At 69.2% G+C, this 21,697-nt stretch carries 20 protein-coding genes and 1 pseudogene; 4 read left to right on the forward strand and 17 right to left on the reverse strand.

Annotation, left to right across the window (positions count from 1 at the left end):
- Positions 1-556: 556 nt before the first annotated feature.
- From ACM6LR_RS19175 to thyX, 5 genes are all read right to left on the reverse strand, one after another.
- Positions 557-2,254 carry a ribonuclease J gene (locus tag ACM6LR_RS19175; protein ID WP_414937222.1) on the reverse strand — a complete coding sequence of 566 codons (1,698 nt, stop codon included), beginning with the start codon at positions 2,252-2,254 and terminating at the stop codon, positions 557-559.
- A complete protein-coding gene (dapA, locus tag ACM6LR_RS19180; RefSeq protein WP_414937221.1) occupies positions 2,251-3,264 on the reverse strand; it encodes a 4-hydroxy-tetrahydrodipicolinate synthase in 1,014 nt (337 codons plus the stop codon). Before dapA ends, ACM6LR_RS19175 begins: the two co-directional genes overlap by 4 nt.
- Positions 3,265-3,374: 110 nt before the next feature.
- Complete coding sequence (locus ACM6LR_RS19185) at positions 3,375-4,883, reverse strand: protein kinase domain-containing protein (protein ID WP_414944216.1); 1,509 nt, start codon at positions 4,881-4,883, stop codon at positions 3,375-3,377.
- 85 nt (positions 4,884-4,968) lie between these two features.
- A complete protein-coding gene (locus tag ACM6LR_RS19190; protein WP_414944217.1) occupies positions 4,969-5,361 on the reverse strand; it encodes an ACT domain-containing protein in 393 nt (130 codons plus the stop codon).
- Positions 5,361-6,113 carry an FAD-dependent thymidylate synthase gene (thyX, locus tag ACM6LR_RS19195; RefSeq protein WP_414944218.1) on the reverse strand — a complete coding sequence of 251 codons (753 nt, stop codon included), beginning with the start codon at positions 6,111-6,113 and terminating at the stop codon, positions 5,361-5,363. The genes ACM6LR_RS19190 and thyX overlap by 1 nt, the downstream gene beginning before the upstream one ends.
- Positions 6,114-6,246: 133 nt before the next feature.
- Between thyX and ACM6LR_RS19200 the strand changes: the two genes are divergently transcribed.
- Positions 6,247-6,771, forward strand: coding sequence for a toxin-antitoxin system HicB family antitoxin (locus ACM6LR_RS19200; protein ID WP_414944219.1), 525 nt, complete (start codon positions 6,247-6,249; stop codon positions 6,769-6,771).
- A 10-nt stretch (positions 6,772-6,781) separates the two neighbouring features.
- On the forward strand, positions 6,782-7,690 hold the full coding sequence (locus ACM6LR_RS19205; RefSeq protein ID WP_414937216.1) for a DUF4097 family beta strand repeat-containing protein: 909 nt from the start codon (positions 6,782-6,784) through the stop codon (positions 7,688-7,690).
- 651 nt (positions 7,691-8,341) lie between these two features.
- Here ACM6LR_RS19205 and ACM6LR_RS19210 read toward each other — a convergent pair.
- Positions 8,342-9,562 carry a winged helix-turn-helix domain-containing protein gene (locus ACM6LR_RS19210; RefSeq protein WP_414937215.1) on the reverse strand — a complete coding sequence of 407 codons (1,221 nt, stop codon included), beginning with the start codon at positions 9,560-9,562 and terminating at the stop codon, positions 8,342-8,344.
- Between the two features lie 57 nt (positions 9,563-9,619).
- Here ACM6LR_RS19210 and ACM6LR_RS19215 point away from each other — a divergent pair, with 57 nt between their 5' ends.
- Entirely contained in the window at positions 9,620-10,180 is a 561-nt protein-coding gene (locus tag ACM6LR_RS19215; RefSeq protein ID WP_414937214.1) for a GNAT family N-acetyltransferase, read from the forward strand.
- A 66-nt stretch (positions 10,181-10,246) separates the two neighbouring features.
- Here the strand turns inward: ACM6LR_RS19215 and ACM6LR_RS19220 are convergent.
- Positions 10,247-10,654, reverse strand: a pseudogene (locus ACM6LR_RS19220) (GtrA family protein); the annotation flags it as partial.
- 149 nt (positions 10,655-10,803) lie between these two features.
- On the opposite strand from ACM6LR_RS19220, the gene ACM6LR_RS19225 reads away from it, so the two are divergent.
- A complete protein-coding gene (locus tag ACM6LR_RS19225; protein WP_414937213.1) occupies positions 10,804-11,325 on the forward strand; it encodes a YqaA family protein in 522 nt (173 codons plus the stop codon).
- Positions 11,326-11,345: 20 nt separating this feature from the next.
- Here the strand turns inward: ACM6LR_RS19225 and ACM6LR_RS19230 are convergent, their stop codons facing one another.
- The 10 genes from ACM6LR_RS19230 to ACM6LR_RS19275 form a co-directional block, all read right to left on the reverse strand.
- Positions 11,346-11,804 carry a tetratricopeptide repeat protein gene (locus ACM6LR_RS19230; protein WP_414937212.1) on the reverse strand — a complete coding sequence of 153 codons (459 nt, stop codon included), beginning with the start codon at positions 11,802-11,804 and terminating at the stop codon, positions 11,346-11,348.
- Positions 11,801-12,547, reverse strand: a complete 747-nt coding sequence (gene dapB / locus ACM6LR_RS19235; RefSeq protein WP_414944220.1) for a 4-hydroxy-tetrahydrodipicolinate reductase — start codon at positions 12,545-12,547, stop codon at positions 11,801-11,803. Before dapB ends, ACM6LR_RS19230 begins: the two co-directional genes overlap by 4 nt.
- Positions 12,544-13,908, reverse strand: coding sequence for a M16 family metallopeptidase (locus ACM6LR_RS19240; protein WP_414937210.1), 1,365 nt, complete (start codon positions 13,906-13,908; stop codon positions 12,544-12,546). The genes dapB and ACM6LR_RS19240 overlap by 4 nt, the downstream gene beginning before the upstream one ends.
- 94 nt (positions 13,909-14,002) lie before the next feature.
- The gene (locus ACM6LR_RS19245) at positions 14,003-16,288 is read right to left on the reverse strand and encodes a polyribonucleotide nucleotidyltransferase (protein WP_414937209.1); all 2,286 of its coding nucleotides are present in this window, start codon (positions 16,286-16,288) and stop codon (positions 14,003-14,005) included.
- 246 nt (positions 16,289-16,534) lie between these two features.
- Positions 16,535-16,804, reverse strand: a complete 270-nt coding sequence (gene rpsO, locus ACM6LR_RS19250; RefSeq protein WP_003084034.1) for a 30S ribosomal protein S15 — start codon at positions 16,802-16,804, stop codon at positions 16,535-16,537.
- Between the two features lie 128 nt (positions 16,805-16,932).
- Positions 16,933-17,442, reverse strand: coding sequence for an RNA 2',3'-cyclic phosphodiesterase (gene thpR / locus ACM6LR_RS19255; protein ID WP_414937208.1), 510 nt, complete (start codon positions 17,440-17,442; stop codon positions 16,933-16,935).
- A gap of 37 nt (positions 17,443-17,479) precedes the next feature.
- Positions 17,480-17,962 carry an XRE family transcriptional regulator gene (locus tag ACM6LR_RS19260; RefSeq protein WP_414937207.1) on the reverse strand — a complete coding sequence of 161 codons (483 nt, stop codon included), beginning with the start codon at positions 17,960-17,962 and terminating at the stop codon, positions 17,480-17,482.
- Between the two features lie 114 nt (positions 17,963-18,076).
- Complete coding sequence (locus tag ACM6LR_RS19265) at positions 18,077-19,039, reverse strand: bifunctional riboflavin kinase/FAD synthetase (RefSeq protein ID WP_414937206.1); 963 nt, start codon at positions 19,037-19,039, stop codon at positions 18,077-18,079.
- A 139-nt stretch (positions 19,040-19,178) separates the two neighbouring features.
- Positions 19,179-20,102, reverse strand: coding sequence for a tRNA pseudouridine(55) synthase TruB (gene truB, locus ACM6LR_RS19270; RefSeq protein WP_414944221.1), 924 nt, complete (start codon positions 20,100-20,102; stop codon positions 19,179-19,181).
- 122 nt (positions 20,103-20,224) lie between these two features.
- A complete protein-coding gene (locus tag ACM6LR_RS19275) occupies positions 20,225-21,535 on the reverse strand; it encodes an MFS transporter (protein WP_414937204.1) in 1,311 nt (436 codons plus the stop codon).
- Positions 21,536-21,697: the final 162 nt, after the last annotated feature.

A 21,697-nucleotide genomic window follows, 5' to 3' on the forward strand; every position in this document is an offset into this window, starting at 1 on the left:
ACGCGCGGTGGAGGTGCCTAGGTTCGCAGAGTCCGCATCGGCCTGTTCACCGGGGGTTGCGCAAACACTTTTCCTCCGGCCCTCGCGGTGTGACAATCCCGCGATTCACCGCCTTGGCGACAGGAGGTAACCGCGAATGGGCGCAGAAACCACCCCGGATCGGACCACCGACCGGGCGGGCCTGCGCCCGGACCTGCGGCAACGCCACGTCCGGATGATCGCGCTCGGCGGCGTCATCGGCGCGAGCCTGTTACGTGTACCCCCACCATCATGCGGTGATTACGCGCGTGAAGTCCCCTTCTCTCGACGGAGTTGGGAAGTGCGCAGGTACCCCCGTTGATCAAGGATTTGGACGCTGAGTGTCCCAGATCCTTCATCAACGATGACCCGACGCCGGTCGCGGAGACTCTTTCGTAGGTGCTTGGGTCTCGTGAGTGGTATGCGACGACGTATGGAGGCTCCCGCCCCTCGGCCCAGTACATGAAGGCCCTCTTCCTTGCGCCTAGCGCAAAAAAGAGGGCCTTCTTGTACTTCAGGTGGGCAAGGCCGCGCGAAGCTAGACCGGGATGACCGTCGGAACGATCATCGGACGGCGCCGGTAGGTGTCGGCGACCCAGCGACCGACGACGCGGCGCACGGCCTGTGCGATGCGGTGCGTGTCGGTGATGCCCTCGGCCTCGGACCTGGCGAGTTCCATCTCCACCAACGGGAGCACGGCGTCGAGTGCCTTCGGATCGTCGGAGAACCCGCGCCCGGACACGGTCGGACGGGTCACCGCGCGGCCGGTGCTGGTGTCCACGGCGACCGTGATGGCGATGAACCCGCCTTCGCCGAGCACGAGCCTGTCGGACAAGGTCGACTCGCCGACGTCGCCGACCGAGAGGCCGTCGACGTACACGTGCCCGACCTCGACCCGGCCGGTCCGCGTGGCCTTGCCGTCGACGAGGTCGACCACGACACCGTCCTCGGCGATGACCACGTTCTCCGGCGCGACGCCGGTGCGCACGGCCAGTTCACCGTTGGCGCGCAGGTGCTTCCACTCGCCGTGCACCGGCATGACGTTGCTGGGGCGCACCGCGTTGTACAGGTACAGCAGCTCGCCGGCCGACGCGTGCCCGGACACGTGCACCTTGGCGTTGCCCTGGTGGACGACGTTCGCGCCGAGCCGGGTGAGGCCGTTGACGACGCCGAAGACCGCGGTTTCGTTGCCCGGGATCATCGAGCTGGCCAGCACGACGGTGTCGCCGGCGCGGATCGAGATCTGCCGGTGCTCGCCGCGCGCCATCCGCGACAGCGCCGACAGCGGCTCGCCCTGCGAACCGGTCGACACGAACAGCACCTTGCTCTCGGGCAGGTCGCTGGCCTGGTCCAGGTTGACCAGCAGGCCGTCAGGCACGTTCAGCAGGCCGAGGTCGGCGGCGATGCCCATGTTCCGGACCATCGACCGGCCGACGAAGGCGACCCGGCGGCCGTGCCGCGTGGCGGCGTCGAGCACCTGCTGGACGCGGTGCACGTGGCTCGCGAAGCAGGCGACGATGACACGCTGGTCGACGCGGCGGATGACATCGTCGAGCACCGGGCCGATGTCGCGTTCCGGCATGACGAACCCGGGTACCTCGGCGTTGGTCGAGTCGACGCAGAACAGGTCCACGCCCTCGTCGCCGAGCCGGGAGAACCCGGCGAGGTCGGTCAGCCTGCCGTCGAGCGGGAGCTGGTCGAGCTTGATGTCACCGGTGTGCAGCACGACACCCGCGGGGGTGCGGATGGCCACCGCGAGCGCGTCCGGGATCGAGTGGTTGACCGCGAAGAACTCGAGGTCGAAGGCGCCGACCGTGCGGCGCTCCCCCTCGCGGACCTCGATCAGGTTCGGCCGCTGGCGGTGCTCCTTGGCCTTGGCCGCGAGCAGCGCGTTCGTGAACCGCGAACCGTAGATCTTCAGGTCGGGGAAGAGCCGCAGCAGGAACGGGACGGCGCCGATGTGGTCCTCGTGCCCGTGGGTGAGGACGAGGCCGTCGATGTCCTCCAGGCGGTCTTCGATCGCGCGGAAGTCGGGCAGGATCAGGTCGACGCCGGGCTGGTCGTCTTCGGGGAAGAGGACACCGCAGTCGACGATCAGCAGACGGCCGCCGAACTCGAAGACGGTCATGTTGCGGCCGACTTCGCCGATCCCGCCGAGCGCCACGACGCGCAAAGCGCCTTCGGGCAGCACGGGCGGCGGAGTGGTCGGTCCGGGTCCGGTTGGCAATGAAGTCACCGAGGCATGGTCCCTACGCTGGTATGTGAGGTCGGCGCCGTGTAGGCCGCCGCTGAATCTGCTTGTGCCACCCGAGCACCATGCCAGTCACCGGCGGCGCTTTCCCCGAGCGGCACGCCACCCTGGGCGAGATCGGCGGAAATCGCCTGGAGCTGCTCGTCGGTGGGGGCCACGATCGGGAGCCGAGGGCCGCCGATGTCTAGCCCGCGAAGCCGCAGGGCGGCCTTCGAGAACGCGACGCCGCCGACGCGGGACATCGCCCGCAGGACGGGCAGCATGCCGCGGTGGTTGGTGCGCGCGGTCGAGGTGTCGCCGGATTCGTAGGCGTCCATCATGCCGCGGATACGGCCCGCCGCGACGTGCCCGATCACGCTCACCACGCCCGCGCCGCCGACGGAGATCCACGGCAGGTTGAGGCCGTCGTCACCGGAGTAGTAGGCGAGCGGCGAGTTCGCGATGACCTCGGAGCCGGCGATCAGATCGCCCTTGGCGTCCTTGACCGCGAGGATGCGCGGGTGCTCCGACAGCCGCAGCAGCGTGTCGACCTCGATCGGGACGATCGACCGCGGCGGGATGTCGTAGAGCATCACCGGCAGGCCGGTCGAGTCGGCGACCGTGGTGAAGTGCGCGTAGAGCCCGGCCTGGCTGGGGCGGGAGTAGTACGGCGTGACGACGAGGATGCCGTGGGCGCCTGCCGCTTCGGCCTGCTTCGCCTGCTCGATGCTGTGCGCGGTGTTGTTCGTTCCGGCGCCCGCGACGATGGTCGCGCGGTCACCCACGGCCTCGACGACCGCGCGGATCAGCTCGACCTTTTCGGCGTCGGTCGTGGTGGGGCTCTCCCCGGTCGTGCCGTTGACGACCAGACCGTCGTTGCCCAGGTCCACGAGGTGTTCGGCCAGCTCCTGCGCCCGCTTCAGGTCCAGCGCGCCGTCGGCGTCGAAGGGGGTGGCCATCGCGGTGAGCACACGCCCGAACGGTCTTCCCGGCGTTGCGGTAGGTGGAGTGGACATGATGTGAAGGTACCTCCTGAGGCCGTCGAACCCCTTGCCGACGTGGTCGTTCCCGGAATTACGGGAGATTTTCCGTGGCGAAGGCGAACTCGGCGCAAACTCTCTGTGACCTATTTGACCTTGGTCGTGATCTGCTTCGGGATCTGGCTGCCGTCGGCCTTGGCGAGCAGGCAGAGGAAACCCCTTGAGTAGCTCCGGTCCTCCTCGTTGGGCGGCCGGTTCCACTCGGCTTCCGTCGGGACGACCGGCCGCCAGATCAAGGACGTCCGCTGCTCCGCCGGGACAGCGTTCGAGTTGAACGTCGCCGAGCACAGTGCCTCGGCGATCCGGTTCACCGTCTCCGCGCCGGGATACGCCGCGACCTGGGCGTCCTGGTCGCTGTAGGACTCGACGTCGAGCACGCCGCGCTTGCCGAAGACCTCCACCAGGTGGTCCTTCTCGCAGCTGACCCCGTCGTTCAGGTTGATGCCCTCTTTGAGCGGCACGTTGTAGCAGTCGCCGGGGGAACCGAGTTCGACCTGGCCGTTGATGCCGTAGGTCAACGTGGGCTGCGCCTGGTTGTTCCCTGCCGGCGTGGCCATCCAGCGGCCGAGGAAGATCCCGCCGACCAGGGCACCGATCACGGCGACCGCGGCCAGGCTGAGCAGGAGTGGACGCAGGTTGCGTTTGGCGGGCGCGGGCGCGGGCGCGGGCCGGCTCATCGGCTGGCCGGGGTGCAGCATCGCCGTCCCGCCCGAGGGCGGGGTCGGCTGGGCCTGCACGCCCTGCGCGGCCGAAAGCAGGCTGCGCACCTGGTCGGACGACATCCGCGCTTCGGGCTTGGTGACCAGCAGGCCGAGGATCGCGGCGGCCAGCGGGCCCTGGACCCGCGTCAGATACGGCGCCTCGGTCATGATCGCGTGCAGCGTGGCCGCGGTGGTGGACCGTTCGAACGCGACGATGCCCTCGGCGGCGAAGAACAGCGTCGTGCCCAGTGACCACAGGTCGGATTCGGGCATCGCGTCGCGACCTTCGACCCGTTCCGGCGCCATGAACGCGGGCGAGCCGACGATCATGCCGCTGGTGGTCAGGCGCGGGTCGTCGGTCGCGTGCGCGATGCCGAAGTCGGTCAGCTTCACCCTGCCGTCCGGCGCGACCATGATGTTCGCGGGCTTGACGTCGCGGTGCACGATCCCGGCGGCGTGCGCCGCTCGAAGCGCGGACAGCACCCGCTCCCCCACCACGGCGACCTGCTGCGCCGGCATCGGCCCGCGCTCACGCACGAGATCGGCCAGCGTCGGCGCCTCGACCAGCTCCATCACGATGTACGTGGCGCCGCCCTCGGTGACGACGTCGTACACGGTGACCACGGCCGGGTCGTTGAGCCGCCCGGCGGCGCGGACCTCACGCAGCATCCGCTCCGACAGCACCGAGGCGTCCTCGGGGGCGTCCGGGAACTTCAGCTCCTTGATCGCCACCTGACGGCCGATCACCTGGTCCTGGGCGCGCCAGACGATTCCCATCCCGCCGCGGCCGAGCTCGCCCAGCAGGGCGTAACGGCCGGCGACGATCCGCGCGCCGGTGGCCTGGTACGTCTGCTGGGGCGGCGGCCCGTACGGACGGGTCTTTTCGTCGGTCAAGGTTCGATGCTCCTTCGGTTCGCGCAGGATGCTAGCTCGGACCCGTTCGCGCCCCGAAAGGTTCCTTCTTCCTACTGTCTTTGAATCAGACCGTGACCTCGTGCCCGGACTCCCGGAGCGCCTTCACCGCGCGCTCCAGCTCGGGAGCCCGGACCAGCACGTGGTCGGTGTCGAAAGTGGACATCGAGAACAGCGCCACCCCGGCTGCGGCCAGCTCGCTCGACAGCGCCGCGATGATGCCGGTCAGCGTGAAGGCCAGCGGCCCGCGGACCGACAGCAGCCGCCAGTCGTCCTCGACGGTGGCCCCGGCGGGCGCGAGACCGGCCGGGCAGATCACCGAAAGCTCCTCCGGCGTCCGCGTGATGGAGATCAGCGCGGGCTCGCCGGGGTCGAGCAGGTTCGCCGGAATCGGCGCGTCCGGGGCGAGGCGGGCGACCGCGTACTCGCCGGGCCGGACGTCGATCGCGAGACGTCGCATCAGCCCTCGAGAACCTTCGGGCTGGACGCGACCTCGGTGCCGTCGGGCAGCGCGGAGATGGTGAAGTCCGCGAACACGTTGCCCGACGCCTTCTGCAGCTCGCGCAGGCAGTCGATGGCCAGTGCGCGGATCTCGACGTCGGCGTGCTCGGTGGCGCGCATCGCGATGAAGTGGCGCCAGGCGCGGTAGTTGCCGGTGACCACGATGCGGGTCTCGGTGGCGTTCGGCAGCACGGCGCGGGCGGCCTGGCGGGCCTGCTTGCGGCGCAGGGTCGCGCTCGGCACGTCGGCGAACTTCTCCTCGAGCCCGGCGAGCAGCTCGGTGTAGGCGTCGACGGCGGCCTGCGAGGCGGCGAGGAACTTCGCGTGCAGCTCCGGGTCCTGCGCGATGACGTCGGGCTCGACGAACGCGGCGTCGCGCTCCGGGACATAGCGCTGCGAAAGCTGCGAGTAGGAGAAGTGACGGTGGCGGATCAGCTCGTGCGTCAGCGACCGGGAGATTCCGGTGATGTAGAAGCTGACGGACCCGTGCTCCAGCACCGACAGGTGGCCCACGTCGATGATGTGCTCGAGGTAGCCGGCGTTGGTGGCTGTCTTCGGGTTCGGCTTCTTCCAGGACTGGTAGCAGGCCCGACCGGCGAATTCGGCCAGCGCCTCACCACCGTCGGTATCGGTCGACCACGGTACGTCCGACGGCGGGAAAAACTCCGTCTTCGCGATCAGTTGAACCTTGGGTGACACGGTCTCGGCCACGTTCGCACTCCCTTTCGACCCCTGCTCCACGACTCCAGGCAGCGTAACCGCAGCCGTCTCTGACACCCCGGCGACATCACGGTGACGTCATCGCCTCCTTGACTGACATCACAAGTGACGTCATATTGGTGTCATGGATCTGACGCCGTACATCACAAGCCTTCGCGAGGACCTCGCGAACACGGCTTCGGCCGGCGACGAGCAGACGCGGCGCGCTGCCGCGCTGTTGTCGTCGGCACTGGAGCCCGCCGCCCGACTGACCATCATGAACGCCCTCGCGGACCTGGCCGCCGAAGTGACCTCGGCGCTGCCGGGGCACGTCGTCGACGTCCGGCTCGACGGCCGCGACGTGCGCGTCGTCGTCACCGGCTCCGGCGAGAGCACCGAGCAGGCCGCACCCCGCCACGAGACGCCGCGAGAGGCTCCGCGCGTCCCCAAGATGGACACGGGTGACATCACACGAATCACGCTACGCCTGTTCGAGCAGGTCAAGGGCCAGGCCGAAGCCGCGGCCGCCTCTCAGGGCGTTTCGCTGAACACGTTCGTCTCGCAGGCCGTCCAGGGGGCGCTGGGCAAGAGCGGGAGCGAGCACTGGCAGTACAAGCAGAAGCCGGGCGGCGGTGCCGGTTCGCACCTGCACGGCTGGGTCCAGGGCTGAGGGGACGGAAATGACCGAGGAAAGCAATCACGCCGGTGAAGAGGCCGTGCGCGTCGAAGACTTCGAGGCCGACGGCCCGATCGAGATCGACGTGAGCGTGGCCATCGGCCGGGTGACCATCGAACTGACCGGCGAGAGCGGTATCCACGCCGAGGTCCGCCGCGACGGCGGCGAGCAGCAGCCCTGGGTCGACGGGATGACGAGCCTGCTCAGCTGGGTCGGGGAACGCTTCGGCGACCAGCTCGGCGGCCCGCAGGGGGCGTCGGCGGGCGACGCCGTGGCGCAGACGCGGATCGAGAAGGTCGGCAACCGGCTGGTCGTCCACGCACCGAAGGCCTGGCAGCTGAAGAACGTCCCGCTCACCGTGACCGTCCGGGCACCCGCCGGTTCACACCTGGAGGTGCGGGCCGGAGCGGCCGCCGTCACGGTGACCGGTTCCGCGGGCCGGGCAGACATCCTCACCGGCTCCGGCGACGTCGGCCTGGAGCGGACAGACGGTTCGGCGATCGTCCGCACCGGCACCGGCGACATCAAGCTCGGACCGACACTGTCCGGCCTGCAGCTGCGCACCGGCAGCGGTCACGTCGAGGCGTCCTCGGTGAACGGTTCGGCCACGGTCGCGACCGGCACCGGCAACGTCTGGCTCGGCGAGGTCGCGGGCGAGGTTCTGGCACGCACCGGCAGCGGCGACCTCTCGGTGGCCGACGCCGCCTCCGGATCGCTGGAGCTGACCACCGGATCGGGCGAGGTCCGGGTCGGGATCCGCGGCGGTGTCGCCGCCGAGATCGACCTTTCGTCGACGACCGGTTCGGTGTCGAGCGAGCTGGATGTCGCGGAGAGTGCGCCGTCGGAGGTCTCGCTGAAGGTGCGGGCCCGGACCGGGACCGGCGACGCGGTGGTGACCAGCGCGGCCAGGTGAGGCCGCGGACCACGGGGGGATCAAGGGACCTTTGCTCTCACTTTTCCACGGGGGTGGGAGCAAAGGTCCCTTGCTCGTTCTCGGGGTACCCGCGTACGGCCGGCCGGAGACACCGCGGTAGTGGCCTGATGACCCCAGGTCATCGCCTAAACCAGCTCCGCGTCTTCGGGCGTCGAAAGAAGCTCGTCGGGAGGTGGATGTCCCTCTGTCCACACACCCCCTTTGGAACCGGTCGTGACGGGGACTGTCAGGCCGGACTGTGTGGATTTCGGGTCAACCCAACGCCCCAAATCCACATAGTCAGGGGCAGGGTGCCGAGAACCTTGAGGCCGTGAAGGCCTCCTTCCCTGCCTTGAGAGTCAGGCTCTCGGCAAAGTCGCGGGGCTGCTGGTCAGGTGGTTATTCGCCGCCCCGTGAGGCTGACGATGCAAGAATTGAGACGTTGAGTGTCCCAAGGTCTACATCGTCGCCGGGGGCACACCGGTTGCGGAGCTTGATCAACAGAGGTTCAGGGACATGCCCCCTCCGGCACACGATCGAGCGGGGAAACATTTCGGACGTTGAACGTCCCAAATCCTCCCCAGCTCTGCGGCCCTGACCTGGAGAGCAGGGAAGGAGGCCTGCAGGGACAGTCCTGAGGACCGCAGGGGCTCAACGCACCAACCGCGCGAGCACGGGAGCGAGGTCGCCCCGCTCCCCCACCGCGACCCCGTCCAGCCCCTGCCACTCCGCCATCAGCCGCAGTTCCCCGGCCAGCTCACTCGCGACCCGCGCGACGTCCACCCCGGGCTCGGCGAAGGCGCCCTGCACGCGAAGCACCCCGGCGGCCCGGTCGCACTTGAGGTCCACGCGACCGACGAGTTCACCGTCGAGCAGGAACGGGAAAACGTAGTAGCCGTAGATGCGCTTCGGCTCGGGGACGTAGATCTCGATGCGGTAGAAGAAGTCGAAGATGCGCTCGGTACGGGCGCGTTCCCAGATCAGCGGGTCGAACGGGGACAGCAGCGCGCGGCCGGTGACCGCCCTCGGCGCCTTCGCCGCGACATGCCGATACGCCGGCGCGGGCCAGCCGTCCACGGTCACCGGTTCCAGCACGCCCGCGTCGACCAGTTCGGCCACCGCCCGCTTGCTGACATCGGGGCCGAGGCGGTAGTAGTCCCGCAGGTCCGGTTCGGTGCCGATGCCCAGCGCGACGGCCGACCGGGTGATCAGCGCGCGGGCACCCTCCTCCGGGCTCACCCGGCGCGACAGGATCTCCGGCGGCACCACGCGTTCGGTCAGGTCGTACAGCCGCTCGAACGACCGGCGGGTGCCGGTGGTCAGCAGCCCCATGCCGAAGAGCCACTCGCAGGCCTTTTTGACCTCCGAGCGTTCCCACCACGAGCCGGGTTTGTAACCGCCGGAGTCGCTCTCCAGCGCGCGCTCGATGCCGCCCGCGCCGATCGGTCCCTGCTCCTTGACCACGGCGAGGATGTCGTCCACCAGCTGAGGCGTCTGCTCCAGCACGCGCGCGTAGTTCGTCCACCAGCCCATGCGCTTCGCCCCTGAACGCAGCAGCGGCCAGTCCTCCACCGGCAGCAGGCTCGCCTCGTGCGCCCACGATTCGACCAGCAGCCGCGGTTTGCGCACGGAATGGGACCAGGCCGCGTCGTCCACCAGCGTGGGCGCGTACGCGCCGAGACGGGAGAAGACCGGCATGTAGTGCGCGCGGACCGCGACGTTCACCGAATCCAGCTGTAGCAACTGGGTTCGCGACAGCACGCGCAGCAGATGCCGCCTGGTCACCGCGCCACTGGGACGCGCGTCGGCGAACCCTTGTGCGGCCAGGGCGATCCGGCGCGCGACCGGCCCGCTGATGGTCGTAGTACTCATCATCCGCATGGTGCCATCCGCCACCGACAGTTTCCGGCGACCTACTAAGTTCTCCCCATGGCCGCCGCCGAAGTCCGCCCCGCCGTCGTGTCCGACGCTCCCGAGATCGCCCGTATCCAGCGCGACACCTGGCGAAGCGCGTACACGGAGCTGCTCGGCGAAGCGGCCGTCGCCGAGCTCGACGTCGTGGAGCTCGAAACGACCTGGATCGAGACGATCGAGTACCCGGGTACGCGCGTCTTCCTGGCCACCGAAGGCGAGTTCACCGTCGGCTTCTGCGTCGCCGGCCGGGCTCCGGAGAGCGAGGCGGCCGCCGCGGACGGGTCGCTGCCCGACGACGTTTCGACAACCGCGCTCATCGCCTCACTGCTGGTCGAACCGCGCTGGGGACGGCGCGGCCACGCGGGACGGCTGCTCGCGAACGCGTCCGCCTGGCTGCGCGAGGACGGCGCCACACGCGGGATCAGCTGGGTCGCCCAGACCGATCACGCGTCACTGGGCTTCTTCCGTCGCGCGGGCTGGTCCCCCGACGGAACCGTTCGCATCCTCGACACCGGAAGCACGAACGTGCGCGAAGTCCGGCTCACCGGCACCCTCGCCCTCGAACTCACTCCCTGACTTCGCGAACACGACCCACCGCATCACCGAGTACATGAAGACGCCTTCGCACGCCCCGGCGATCAGCCGTGAGAGGCGGTAGTCGACGCCCAACGCGGCGAGTCCCGCGCCGACGCCGAGCAGGAACGCCCCGTAGTTGATGACGATCGCGACGACGTACAGCACCGCCTGCCTGCCCACGGGCGCGTGCGAGCGGAAGTTCATGCCGCGGTTCAGCACGAAGCTCAGCCCGAACGCGACCCCGTACGCGAGCGTGATCGCCAGCCACACCGGCAGGCCGAGCCAGCCACGGAGCAGGGTCAGCAGGAGCAGGTCGACCCCGAAGGTGAACCCGTTGATGAGCGCGAACCCGAGGAAACTCGGCGCCACCAGCCGGGAAAGCCCGAAAGGGAGGCGCCGGACCACGGCCGCGCAGAAGTCGGCGAAGCGATCCGCGAAACCCGTACCGCGGACAGCGTCGTGCACGTCGGCCACGGATCCAGCATGGCAGCGGCAGATGACCGCGAGCCGACGAAGAGATGATCTTCTGGTGCGTGCCGGAAGCCGGTAACGGGGGCTGGCCCCAGTGCGACCCGTATTTCAGCTGATAGCTTGGAGAAGACGTAGATAACGGGGAGGCAACAATGGTGGGCTGGTTGCTCCTGTCGTTCGGTGTCGCCTTCGGCTCGGCGATCCTCCCCATCGTCAGCATCGAGATGTTCCTCATCGGCCTGTGCGCGAGTCAGCCGACGCTGCCGTGGCTGCTGCTCGGCGCCATCGTCGCGGCCGGTCAAGTCGGCGGGAAGACGCTCTACTACCTCGCCGCGAAGGGCACGATCAAGCTGCCGAAACCCCTGCACGACCGCCTCCACCGGGAGCGGCCGCCCACTCCGCGCCGGGAAAGATGGCGGGCACGCACCAAGAAGATGCGCGCCCGGCTCGACGCCCTCCGTGAACGCTGCCATCGGCATCCGCGCTGGATGGCGGGCACGTACGGGGTGAGTTCGGTCATCGGCCTGCCGCCGTACATGGCCACGAGCGTGCTCGCGGGGCTGGTGCGGATGCCGCTGGCGAGCTTCCTGGCCACCGGATTCCTGGGCCGCTGGCTGCGCTTCAGTTTGCTGGCCGCCTCCCCCGCCCTATTCGCCGGCTGGTTCCACTACTGAAGCCCGCCGCGAGTAGTCCTCTAGTTGCGGTCGGTGCGGGAACTGGCCTCGAGTTCCACAGCGCGCCGCATGGTCTCCCGTGCCCGCTTCCGGTCTCCGGCGATCTCGTACGCGTAAGCCAGCCGGTACCAGACGCGCCAGTTCTCCTGATCCGCCTCGACTTCGGCGCGGCGCTCGTCGAACCAGGCGTCCGCGGCGTCGCGATCCACCCGGCCCGAAGGACGCCGGGGTAGATCGGACACATCGGGCAGGCCACCTTCTTCGTCCAGCCGCCGCGAAAGCCGCTGGATCTGGACGCCGGAGCGCCAGGTGGTCGCGATGATCCAGATCCCGAGCAGCGGCAGCAGCAGGACACCGACGCCGAAGATCACCGGCACCGTCTCGCCGCTGCCCAGCAACGCGATGCCCCGGCCCGCCAGCAGGACGACGTAGACCGCGAGGGCCGCCGTCATCACCAGCGCGAGATTACGGGCCCTCACAGGTCGAGGATGTTCTCGAGACCGACCGTCAGGCCCGGTCGCGTGAGCACCGAACGCACCCCGAGCAGGACGCCCGGCATGAACGACGTGCGGTGCAGCGAGTCGTGCCGGATGGTGAGGGTCTCCCCCTCGCCGCCGAACAGGATCTCCTCGTGCGCCACCAGGCCGGGCAACCGGACGGAGTGCACGCGGACGTTCTCGACGAGCGCGCCACGGGCACCGTCCATTTCGGACGTCGTCGCGTCGTCGCCCGGTTCGAGACCGGCCGCGGCACGGGCCTCACCGATCAGCCGCGCGGTGTGCGCGGCGGTACCGGAAGGCGCGTCGGCCTTGCGGTTGTGATGCAGTTCGATGACCTCGGCCGAGTCGTAGAACCGCGCCGCCTGCTGGGCGAAGCGCATGGCCAGCACCGCGCCGAGGGCGAAGTTCGGCGCGATGAGCACGCCGAGCGACGGGTCGGCGGCGAGCCACGAACGCAGCTTCTCCAGCCTGTCGTCGCTGAATCCGGTGGTGCCGACGACCGCGTGGATCCCGTTGCCGGTCAGGAACTCCAGGTTGTCCATCACCGCGTCGGGATGGGTGAAGTCGACGACGACCTGTGCCTGCTTGAGCGCCGAGAAGTCGTCACCGGCGTCGAGTTCGGCGACGAGTTCCAGGTCGGCGGCACCGTTGACGGCGCCGACCACTTCCTGGCCCATCCGACCGCGTGCGCCCAGCACGCCGACGCGAATTCCAGCGGTCATGATGCGATCACCTCGTGCAGATCGTCCGGAAGGTCGTCGGCGTGAGCGTACGGCCCGACCACCGCCGCCGCCGTCACGCCACCAGGGCGGTGCAGCAGAGTGCGAGCGAGCGCACAGACCTCTTCGGTGGTGACGGCGTCGATCCGCGCCACCGTGTCGTCGACGCCGAGATACCGGCCGTAGTTCAGTTCGTTCTTGCCGATGCGCGACATCCGCGAGGAGGTGTCCTCCAGGCCGAGCACGAGCCCGCCCCGCAACTGCCCCTTCGCCCGCGCGACCTCGGCTTCGCTCAGCCCGTCCTTGCCGACGAGGTCGAGCACTTCGCGGATCACGCCGGCGACCTCGCCGAGCTTCTCGGGCTGGCAGCCCGCGTACACGGCCAGGTGCCCGGCGTCGGCGTAGCTCGCGACGGACGAGTACACCTGGTACGCCAGCCCGCGCTTCTCGCGGACCTCCTGGAACAGGCGCGAACTCATCCCGCCGCCGAGCGCGGCGTTGAGCACCGACTGCGCGAACCGCCGGTCGTCGTGCCGCGGCAGCGAACGCAGGCCGAGCATCACGTGTGCCTGCTCGGTGTCGTCGGTGTGCAGTGCGAGCTTCGGCACCGTGGCGATCCGAGCGCGCCCGCCCCGCGGCGGCACCGGTGTCGCCGTTCCGGTCAGCCGGTCCCGCAAAGCCTTGCGCACCAAGCGAAGCACCTGGCCGTGCTCGATGTTCCCGGCGACGGCGAGCACCATCCGCGGCAGCGTGTAGCGGCGGCGGTAGAACCCACGCAACGCCGACGCGGACATCTCCACGATGGACCTCTCGCTGCCGAGCACCGGACGGCCCAGCGCGTGGTCGCCCAGGATCGCGCCGACGAACGTCTCGTGCAGCAGGTCTTCGGGGTCGTCGTCGCGCATCGAGATCTCTTCGAGCACGACACTGCGCTCGGTCTCGACGTCCTTGTCCGTGCACAGGGCCTCGAACACGACGTCGGTGACGAGATCCATCGCGAGCGGCAAGTCCTCGTCGAGCACCTGCGCGTAGTAGCAGGTGTGCTCCTTCGCGGTGAACGCGTTGAACTCCCCGCCGACCGCGTCGATCTCCTCGGCGATCTGGGTGGCGTCCCGGTTCGTGGTGCCCTTGAACAGCAGGTGTTCGAGGTAGTGCGCGGCGCCTTCGACCGACGACGGCTCGTCGCGTGATCCGACGCCGACCCACAAGCCGACCGTCACCGACCGGGAGGCGGGAACGTGCTCAGTGATGACCCGCAACCCTCCGGCGAGCACACTGCGCTTGACCACCGCACCGTCGGAAGTGGACTCGAGGGTGCGGGTGCTGCCGACGGGCTGTTCGTGCCCGGAGATCTGACGTGCCAACGGATCCCTTACTCACATGTCAGGAAAGGGTCGTTCAGGACATCGTGTGTCCCGAACGACCCTTTCCTGACGTTTCACACCGGTCTTGCCGGACCTACTGAGCGTCGGCCTTCGGGGCCTCGGCGTCAGTGCCCTCGGCGGGCTTCGTGGCCTCGGCGGCGTCGTCTTCCTGGACCACGATCAGGCTGATCTTGCCGCGGTTGTCGATGTCGGCGATCTCGACGCGGAGCTTGTCGCCCACGTTGACCACGTCCTCGACCTTGGCGATCCGCTTGCCGTTGCCCAGCTTGGAGATGTGCACCAGGCCGTCCTTGCCCGGCAGCAGCGAGACGAACGCGCCGAACGCGGCCGTCTTCACCACGGTGCCGAGGAAGCGCTCGCCGACCTTGGGCAGCTGCGGATTGGCGATGGCGTTGATCAGATCGATCGCCGCCTCCGCCGACGGGCCGTCGGCCGCGCCCACGTAGATCGTGCCGTCGTCCTCGATGGAGATGTCGGCACCGGTCTGCTCGGTGATCGAGTTGATCATCTTGCCCTTCGGGCCGATGACCTCGCCGATCTTGTCCACCGGGATCTTCACGCTGGTGACGCGCGGCGAGTAGGGGCTCATCTCGTCCGGGCCGTCGATCGCCTCGGCGATGACCTCCAGGATGGCGAGGCGAGCGTCCTTCGCCTGCTTCAGCGCGGCGGCGAGCACCTCGGAGGGGATGCCGTCGAGCTTCGTGTCCAGCTGCAGCGCGGTGATGATGTCCTTGGTGCCGGCGACCTTGAAGTCCATGTCGCCCATGGCGTCCTCGGCACCGAGGATGTCGGTCAGCGCGACGTAGCGGGTCTCGCCGTCGACCTCGTCGGAGATGAGGCCCATGGCGATGCCGGCGACCGGCGCCTTCAGCGGGACACCCGCGTTCAGCAGGCCCATGGTCGACGCGCAGACCGAGCCCATCGAGGTGGAGCCGTTGGAGCCCAGCGCCTCGGAGACCTGGCGGATCGCGTACGGGAACTCGTCACGCTTCGGCAGGACCGGGACCAGGGCGCGCTCGGCGAGCATGCCGTGGCCGATCTCGCGCCGCTTCGGCGAACCGACGCGGCCGGTCTCGCCGGTGGAGAACGGCGGGAAGTTGTAGTGGTGCAGGTACCGCTTGTGCGTCTCCGGGGAGAGCGAGTCGATCTGCTGCTCCATGCGGAGCATGTTCAGCGTGGTGACGCCCAGGATCTGCGTTTCCCCACGCTCGAAGAGCGCCGAACCGTGCGCCCGCGGGATCACGGCGACCTCGGCGGCGAGCGACCGGATGTCGGTCAGGCCGCGGCCGTCCATGCGGACCTTGTCCGTGAGGACGCGCTTGCGCATGATCTTCTTCGACAGGGCCTTGAACGCCGCGCCGATCTCCTTCTCGCGGCCCTGGAAGGCTTCGCCCTCGCCCAGGCCGATCTTCTCCAGCACCGCGGCCTTGACCTGGTCGGTCGCGTTGTCGCGGTCCTGCTTGCCCGCGATGGTCAGGGCGTTCGCGAGGTCGTCGGTCGCGATGGCGGCGACGGCGTCGAAGGCGTCCTGCTCGAAGGCGAGGAAGACCGGGAACTCACCGGTCGGCTTGGCGGCGACGTCGGCCAGCTGCTGCTGGGCCTCGCACAGCACCTTGATGAACGGCTTCGAGGCCTCGAGGCCCTCGGCGACGGCGATCTCGTCCGGCGCCTTGCCGCCACCGGCGATCAGGTCGAGCGTCTTGTCGGTGGCCTCGGCCTCGACCATCATGATGGCGACGTCGCTGTCATTGCCTCCAGCGCCGGCGGGCCCGCTCACGATGCGGCCGGCGACCACCATGTTGAAGGTGGCCTCTTCCAGCTGCTTCCAGGTCGGGAACGCGACCCACTGGCCCTCGATCAGCGCGACGCGGACGCCGCCGACCGGGCCGGAGAACGGCAGACCGGCGATCTGGGTCGAGGCCGAAGCCGCGTTGATCGCGAGCACGTCGTACGGGTCGTCCGGGTTGAGGCTCTGGACGGTGATGACGACCTGGATCTCGTTGCGGAGACCGTCGGTGAACGACGGGCGCAGCGGCCGGTCGATCAGGCGGCAGGTCAGGATCGCGTCGGTCGACGGGCGACCCTCCCGACGGAAGAACGCGCCGGGGATGCGTCCGGCGGCGTACATCCGCTCCTCGACGTCCACGGTCAGCGGGAAGAAGTCGAAGTGGTCCTTCGGGTGCTTCGACGCGGTGGTCGCCGAGAGCAGCATGGTCTCTTCGTCGAGGTACGCGACGACGGCGCCGGCGGCCTGACGGGCCAGGCGGCCGGTCTCGAAGCGGACGGTGCGGGTGCCGAAACGGCCGTTGTCGATCACGGCTTCGGTTTCGTGCACGGTGACTCCGGTGGAGTCGGTCATAGGGTGTATCTCCTCTTTTGTTCCTCTGTAACGGCGCGAGTCTCCCACCCTGGGACCTGTTTCGCCTGCGGACGCTCGAGGAGTGAGGCCGGTCTTCGATCGAAGCCCCCGGGCCGTTACCCGGAAACCACTACCGAGGACCGGCGGACGGTTCCTCGTGCGCGCTCGCGCCACGTTCTTTGCATAAGTCGAGCTTCTCAGACCGAGGGGGAGCGACCGCTACGGTCACTCCCCCTCGGGTTCAAGCTATCGGCGGAGGCCGAGACGCTGGATCAGCGCACGGTAACGCTCGATGTCCACCTTCATCACGTAGTTCAGCAGCCGGCGGCGGCGGCCGACCAGCAGCAGAAGCCCGCGACGGGAGTGGTGGTCGTGCTTGTGAGCCTTGAGGTGCTCGGTGAGGCCGACGATGCGCTTGGTCAGCAGCGCGACCTGGGCCTCGGGGGATCCGGTGTCCGAGTCGTGCACGCCGTACTCGGCAAGGATCGACTTCTTCTCTTCGGTGGACAAAGCCACAGTGGTGCTCCTAGATATTCTGTGCCGTGCGGCCCGGACGATCCATCACGCCGGGTGAGACGGTCACGGCCGCCACGGACTGCAGCCGGACCCGATCATCGAGGTTACCAGTCTCGTGATCAGCGGCTTCAGGCGCGGGCGTCGTTCAACTCGTACGACCGGATCACCCGGTAGTGCGAAACGTCCTGCTCACGGTCACTGCGAATCAGTACGGCTTCGGTCGCCGTCCAAGTTCTGCTCCTGAACCCGGCCAGCCGCTCCACCCACGCGCTCGCGGCTTCGGGCCGGTCGCGGGGGAAGCGGGCCAGTGTCAGGTGGGCCACATACGGCCTGCCTTCGTTCCCCGCGCCGGCCTTCGAGGCCAGCTCGTGGAGCCCGGTTCCGGTGACACTCAACCACAGCACCCCGGGGAATGTCGCGGCCTTTTCCAGCCGGACGTCGATCGCGGGAGCCGCGGCCAGCCGTCCGGTCAGCCACTCGGACCGTTCTTCGGGGTCGTCCTCACCGTGGAAACCGAGGGTGACGTGCCAGTGTTCCCGCCGCGACCAGCGGAAATCGCCGTCTTCGGGTGTGCCCAGCGCTCTCGCGATCTCATCGAGGACGTCGTCCGGCGGGATCAGGGCGCTGAAGAGGTTCATGGCGATTCGGGTATCTACCCGTGACTCGCGAGTTCCGTCAGGGACCGTTCCTCGCGGCCCGGCGCAACAGGTCCGCGAGGGACGGGAAGTCGTCGTCGAGCAGCTTCGCGGCTTCGGTGAGGTCTTCGTCCTCGCCGATGTCCCGCAGTGCCGCGAGTACACCCTGATCGTCGGCGACGGCACCGACCGGGATGTTGTCCCTGCCCACCGTCGGCCGCGAATCGCGGACGTCCTCGAGCGCCTCCTGCATGGCCTTGCGGTCCCCCGCGGCGACCGCCGGGACCAGCACCTTGCGCTCCAGCATAATCATCTTGGCGAGTACGACCGGGTTGCCGATCTTCGCGCGGCGCCCGCTCATCACCTGGCTGAGCATCGGCGCGCTGATACCGAGGACCTCGGCGAGGAAGGCTTGGGAGATGTCGAACGCGACGACCAGTCTCCGCACGCGATCGCCGAGCGGCTCCCCGTACCACTCCCTCTGCAGCGCGATGTTCCGCTGGACGATTTTGTGGTCCTCCACCTGGTCCGCTCCCCTAACCCCATCGAACGCCTATGCGGTCCGTGACATCTTGCCACCGCGACACGCCCTGACGGGCGTGTTTGTCGATTGTCGTCCGGCCGTGGCCGGGTCTCCTCAGCCCTGCTCGCCCAGCAGGTCCCTGGTACGGGCGACATCCTCGTCGATCTGCTTCACCAGACCTTCCGACGTCGGGAACCGGACCTGATCCCGCAGCTTGGCGACGAAATCGAGTGAGACGTGCTGCCCGTAGAAGTCCTCGTCGATGTCGAGGACGAAGGCCTCGACGGTGCGTTCCCGCCCCGAAAACGTCGGGTTGGTCCCGACCGAGACGGCGGCGCGCAACCGGCGGCCAGGATCCGACGACCGGGTGAACCAAGCGCCGTAGACGCCGTCTGCGGGCACCGCCGCGAAGCGCGGCGTCGACAGGTTCGCCGTCGGGTAGCCGAGATCGTGCCCCCGGCCGTCTCCCCGCACGACGATGCCTTCCAGCCGGTGCGGCCTGCCGAGCGCCTCGGACGCCGCGACGACGTCCCCGGCGTCGATGCACGAGCGGACGTAGGTCGAGGAGAAGGTGATCTCGTTCTCCGACTGTTGCCGCGCGAGCAGCCCTTGCAGTTCCGCGCCGTGCGCCACGAAACCGAACCGCTTCCCCAGCGTGCGCAGGAGGTTGACGTCACCGGCGGCCTTGGCGCCGAAGGTGAAGTTCTCCCCCACGATCACCACGGCCGCGTGCAGCTTGTCCACCAGGACCTCGTGCACGAACTCGTGCGCCGTCAGCCGCGACAGTTCCAGCGTGAACGGCAGCACGCAGAAGACGTCCACGCCAAGGCCCTCGACCAGTTCCGCCTTGCGGCGCAACGTGGTCAGCTGCGTGGGATGGCTGCCCGGCCGGATCACCTCCGACGGATGCGGGTCGAAGGTCAGCACCACACTCGGCACACCGCGTTCGGCGGCGGCGCGGACCGTCCTCGAGATCAGCTCCTGATGCCCGCGGTGCACGCCGTCGAAGACGCCGATCGTCACCACGCACCGTCCCCAGCTCCCGGGAAGGTCACCCAAACCACGCCAACGCTGCACTTGTGCCCCGTCTCCGCCAAGCCTGCTCCGTGCACCACCCTAGGCCGTGTCCTGCAAGGCTCGCTCGCGGGCTTCGCACCCAGGCGGGCTTTGGCACCCTGGATCACGAAGCCCGTCGACCGGCCTGACAGGACACGGTCTAGGCGGGCAGCAACACGACCACCGAGCGGGCCAGTTCCCCTTCGTCGGCGGCGAGCGCGAGCACCCGGCCGTCCGGTCCGAACATCCCGTACGTGCCCTCGATCCCGGCCGAGGGCACCCGCTGTCCATATCGGACCGCCTGTGCCACGCGGGCGTCCAGATCGCGGCGCGGGAACGCGGCGGCGACGGCGGCGTCGAGGTCCAGCGACAGTTCCGGCTTGTCCTCGAGCTGGTCGAGAGTGCGGGCCTTGGCGAGCGTGAACGGCCCGACCGTGGTGCGCCGCAACGCGAGCAGATGCCCGCCGACGCCCAGCCCAGCACCGAGATCGCGGGCCAGCGCTCGGACGTAGGTCCCGGACGAACACTCGACGACGGCGTCGAGTTCGATCCGGCCCGCCTCGCGACGGGTGGCGAGCAGATCGAAGCGGTGCACGGTGACCGGACGCGGCGGGATCACGACCTCTTCGCCGGCGCGGACACGGGCGTACGCGCGCTTCCCGTCGATCTTGACCGCGCTGACCGCGCTGGGCACCTGCTGGATGTCTCCGCTCAGCGCGGCGATCCCGGCGGCGATCGCGTCGTCGGCGATCTTCTCGACGGCTTCCGGGTCGGCTTCGGCGATCGGCTCGCCCTCGGCGTCGTCGGTCGTCGTGGACAGTCCCAAGGAGAGGGTCGCGAGATAGGTCTTGCGGTCCAGCGCCAGATGGCCGAGGAGTTTCGTCGCGCGTTCGATGCCGAGCACCAGGACGCCGGTGGCCATCGGGTCCAGTGTTCCGGCGTGCCCGACCTTGCGGGTGCCCATGAAGCGCCGGGCCCTGGCGACGACGTCGTGGGAGGTCATCCCGGACGGCTTGTCGACGATGACGAGACCTGGCGGCGGAGCGGGACGTTTGGTGGCTGGGGCTTGATTGGGGCGCGACACGCGCCGAACCCTATCTTTCGGTCCCGCGCGGAGCTGAAGGGGACTTTCCCCGCGTCTCACGCGGTGAAGGGCGCTTTCCCCTCATGTCATGCGGGGAAAGCGCCCTTCAGCCGCGCGGGGCATCAGGACGAGACGGGCAGTGGCGCTTCGGCGTCCCAGCGCCGTCGCCGGATTTGCACCGGGATCTCCTCGCCGCGCGCCTCGGCCTCGAACAGCACGGCGCGGGTGCGCCGCCACCACACGAGCATCCGGAAGGTGCCCAGCGCGAGCACCGCGATGACCGACAGCAGCGCCTGGCGGAACGCGCCGCCGGTCCACTCCAGCAGCACTCCGACCGCCAGCGCCGAGATCGTCGTGGCCACGAACCCGCCGACGTTCACGACACCGGTCGCGGTGCCGACGCGCGAGAGCGGGTTGTAGTCCCGCGCCAGCGCGAAGCCGATCATCGACGCGGGGCCGCCGAGGGAGAGGAAGGCGAACGCGGGGACCAGTACCGCGACCGGGGTAGTCCCGCCCCAGCCGAGCAGGACCGCCCAGATCACCGCGGCGACACCGATGTACCCGCCGACCAGCGGCATCCGCAGTGACGGGCGCCGTCCGATCAGGCCGCCGACGAACGGGCCGCCGATCATCGAGCCGACCACGAACACGATCAGCAGCGAACTCGCGGTGGACTTCGGATAGCCCTGTCCCCGCACCAGGAACGGGACACCCCACAGCATGGTCAGCACGTTGGGCGCGAACATCGTGCTGAAGTGGACCCAGAACCCCAGCCTGGTCCCGGGGGTGCGCCACGCCTCGGCGACCTGGCGGCCCAGCACCCTGGGGTGAACCCTTTCGCGCACGGGCTCCGGTTCGCCGGGCGGGGTGTCCTTGACGCGAAGGGCGACAACTGCGGCGTACAGCGCCGTCACCAGGCCGACGGCGAGGAACGTCGGGGTCCAGCCGGGACCGTCGAGCAACAGGCCGAGCGGGACGGTCGCGGCGAGGTTGCCGACGTAACCGATGGCCCCGGTCAGCGCGGCGAGCAGGGCGTACTGACGGCCGGGGAAATGCGCGGCGATCAGCCGCATGATGCTCACGAACGTCAGCGCGTCGCCGAAGCCGACGACGGCGCGGGCGACCAGGCCGAGCGGGTACGAATCGGCGACCGCGAGCAGGATCTGCCCGAGACCGAGGAAGAACACGGCGCAGGTGAGCACGCGGCGCGGGCCGTAGCGGTCGACGAGGACGCCGGTGGGGATCTGCATCGCGGCGTAGACGCCGACCTGCAGGACGGTGAACGTGCCGAGCGCGGCCGCTCCGACGCCGAAGCGGTCGGCGGCCTGAAGCCCGGCGACGCCGAACGACGTGCGGTGGAAGACGGCGAGGAGGTAGACGGTGACGGCGGCGAACCAGATGAACCAGGACCGGCGGGTGGCTCGGCCTGTCACAGTGTTTCCTCCTTGAGAACGGTTCCGGGCAAGAAGACGCCCGCGCTGCCGCCTCGTATAGTTGTAGCTCCTAAGCAATGGCGAAACCTACCCGCTACCCAGGTGCTTTTCGCCACACGCCTGCTCCCCCCATCACCGCGTTTAGTCCTCTAGTTGCGGTAC

The organism is Amycolatopsis sp. cmx-11-32, from assembly GCF_047608695.1.
In the GTDB taxonomy this organism is placed as follows: domain Bacteria; phylum Actinomycetota; class Actinomycetes; order Mycobacteriales; family Pseudonocardiaceae; genus Amycolatopsis.

What these genes read in the sequence shown, in the direction of transcription:
- dapB (WP_414944220.1), bottom strand. Translation starts at nt 12,547, where the DNA reads ATGACCGCTGGAATTCGCGTCGGCGTGCTGGGCGCACGCGGTCGGATG.
- ACM6LR_RS19210 (WP_414937215.1), bottom strand. Translation starts at nt 9,562, where the DNA reads ATGAGTACTACGACCATCAGCGGGCCGGTCGCGCGCCGGATCGCCCTG.
- ACM6LR_RS19190 (WP_414944217.1), bottom strand. Translation starts at nt 5,361, where the DNA reads ATGCGACGTCTCGCGATCGACGTCCGGCCCGGCGAGTACGCGGTCGCC.
- ACM6LR_RS19215 (WP_414937214.1), top strand. Translation starts at nt 9,620, where the DNA reads ATGGCCGCCGCCGAAGTCCGCCCCGCCGTCGTGTCCGACGCTCCCGAG.
- thpR (WP_414937208.1), bottom strand. Translation starts at nt 17,442, where the DNA reads ATGAACCTCTTCAGCGCCCTGATCCCGCCGGACGACGTCCTCGATGAG.
- ACM6LR_RS19205 (WP_414937216.1), top strand. Translation starts at nt 6,782, where the DNA reads ATGACCGAGGAAAGCAATCACGCCGGTGAAGAGGCCGTGCGCGTCGAA.
- ACM6LR_RS19200 (WP_414944219.1), top strand. Translation starts at nt 6,247, where the DNA reads ATGGATCTGACGCCGTACATCACAAGCCTTCGCGAGGACCTCGCGAAC.
- ACM6LR_RS19245 (WP_414937209.1), bottom strand. Translation starts at nt 16,288, where the DNA reads ATGACCGACTCCACCGGAGTCACCGTGCACGAAACCGAAGCCGTGATC.
- dapA (WP_414937221.1), bottom strand. Translation starts at nt 3,264, where the DNA reads ATGTCCACTCCACCTACCGCAACGCCGGGAAGACCGTTCGGGCGTGTG.
- ACM6LR_RS19225 (WP_414937213.1), top strand. Translation starts at nt 10,804, where the DNA reads ATGGTGGGCTGGTTGCTCCTGTCGTTCGGTGTCGCCTTCGGCTCGGCG.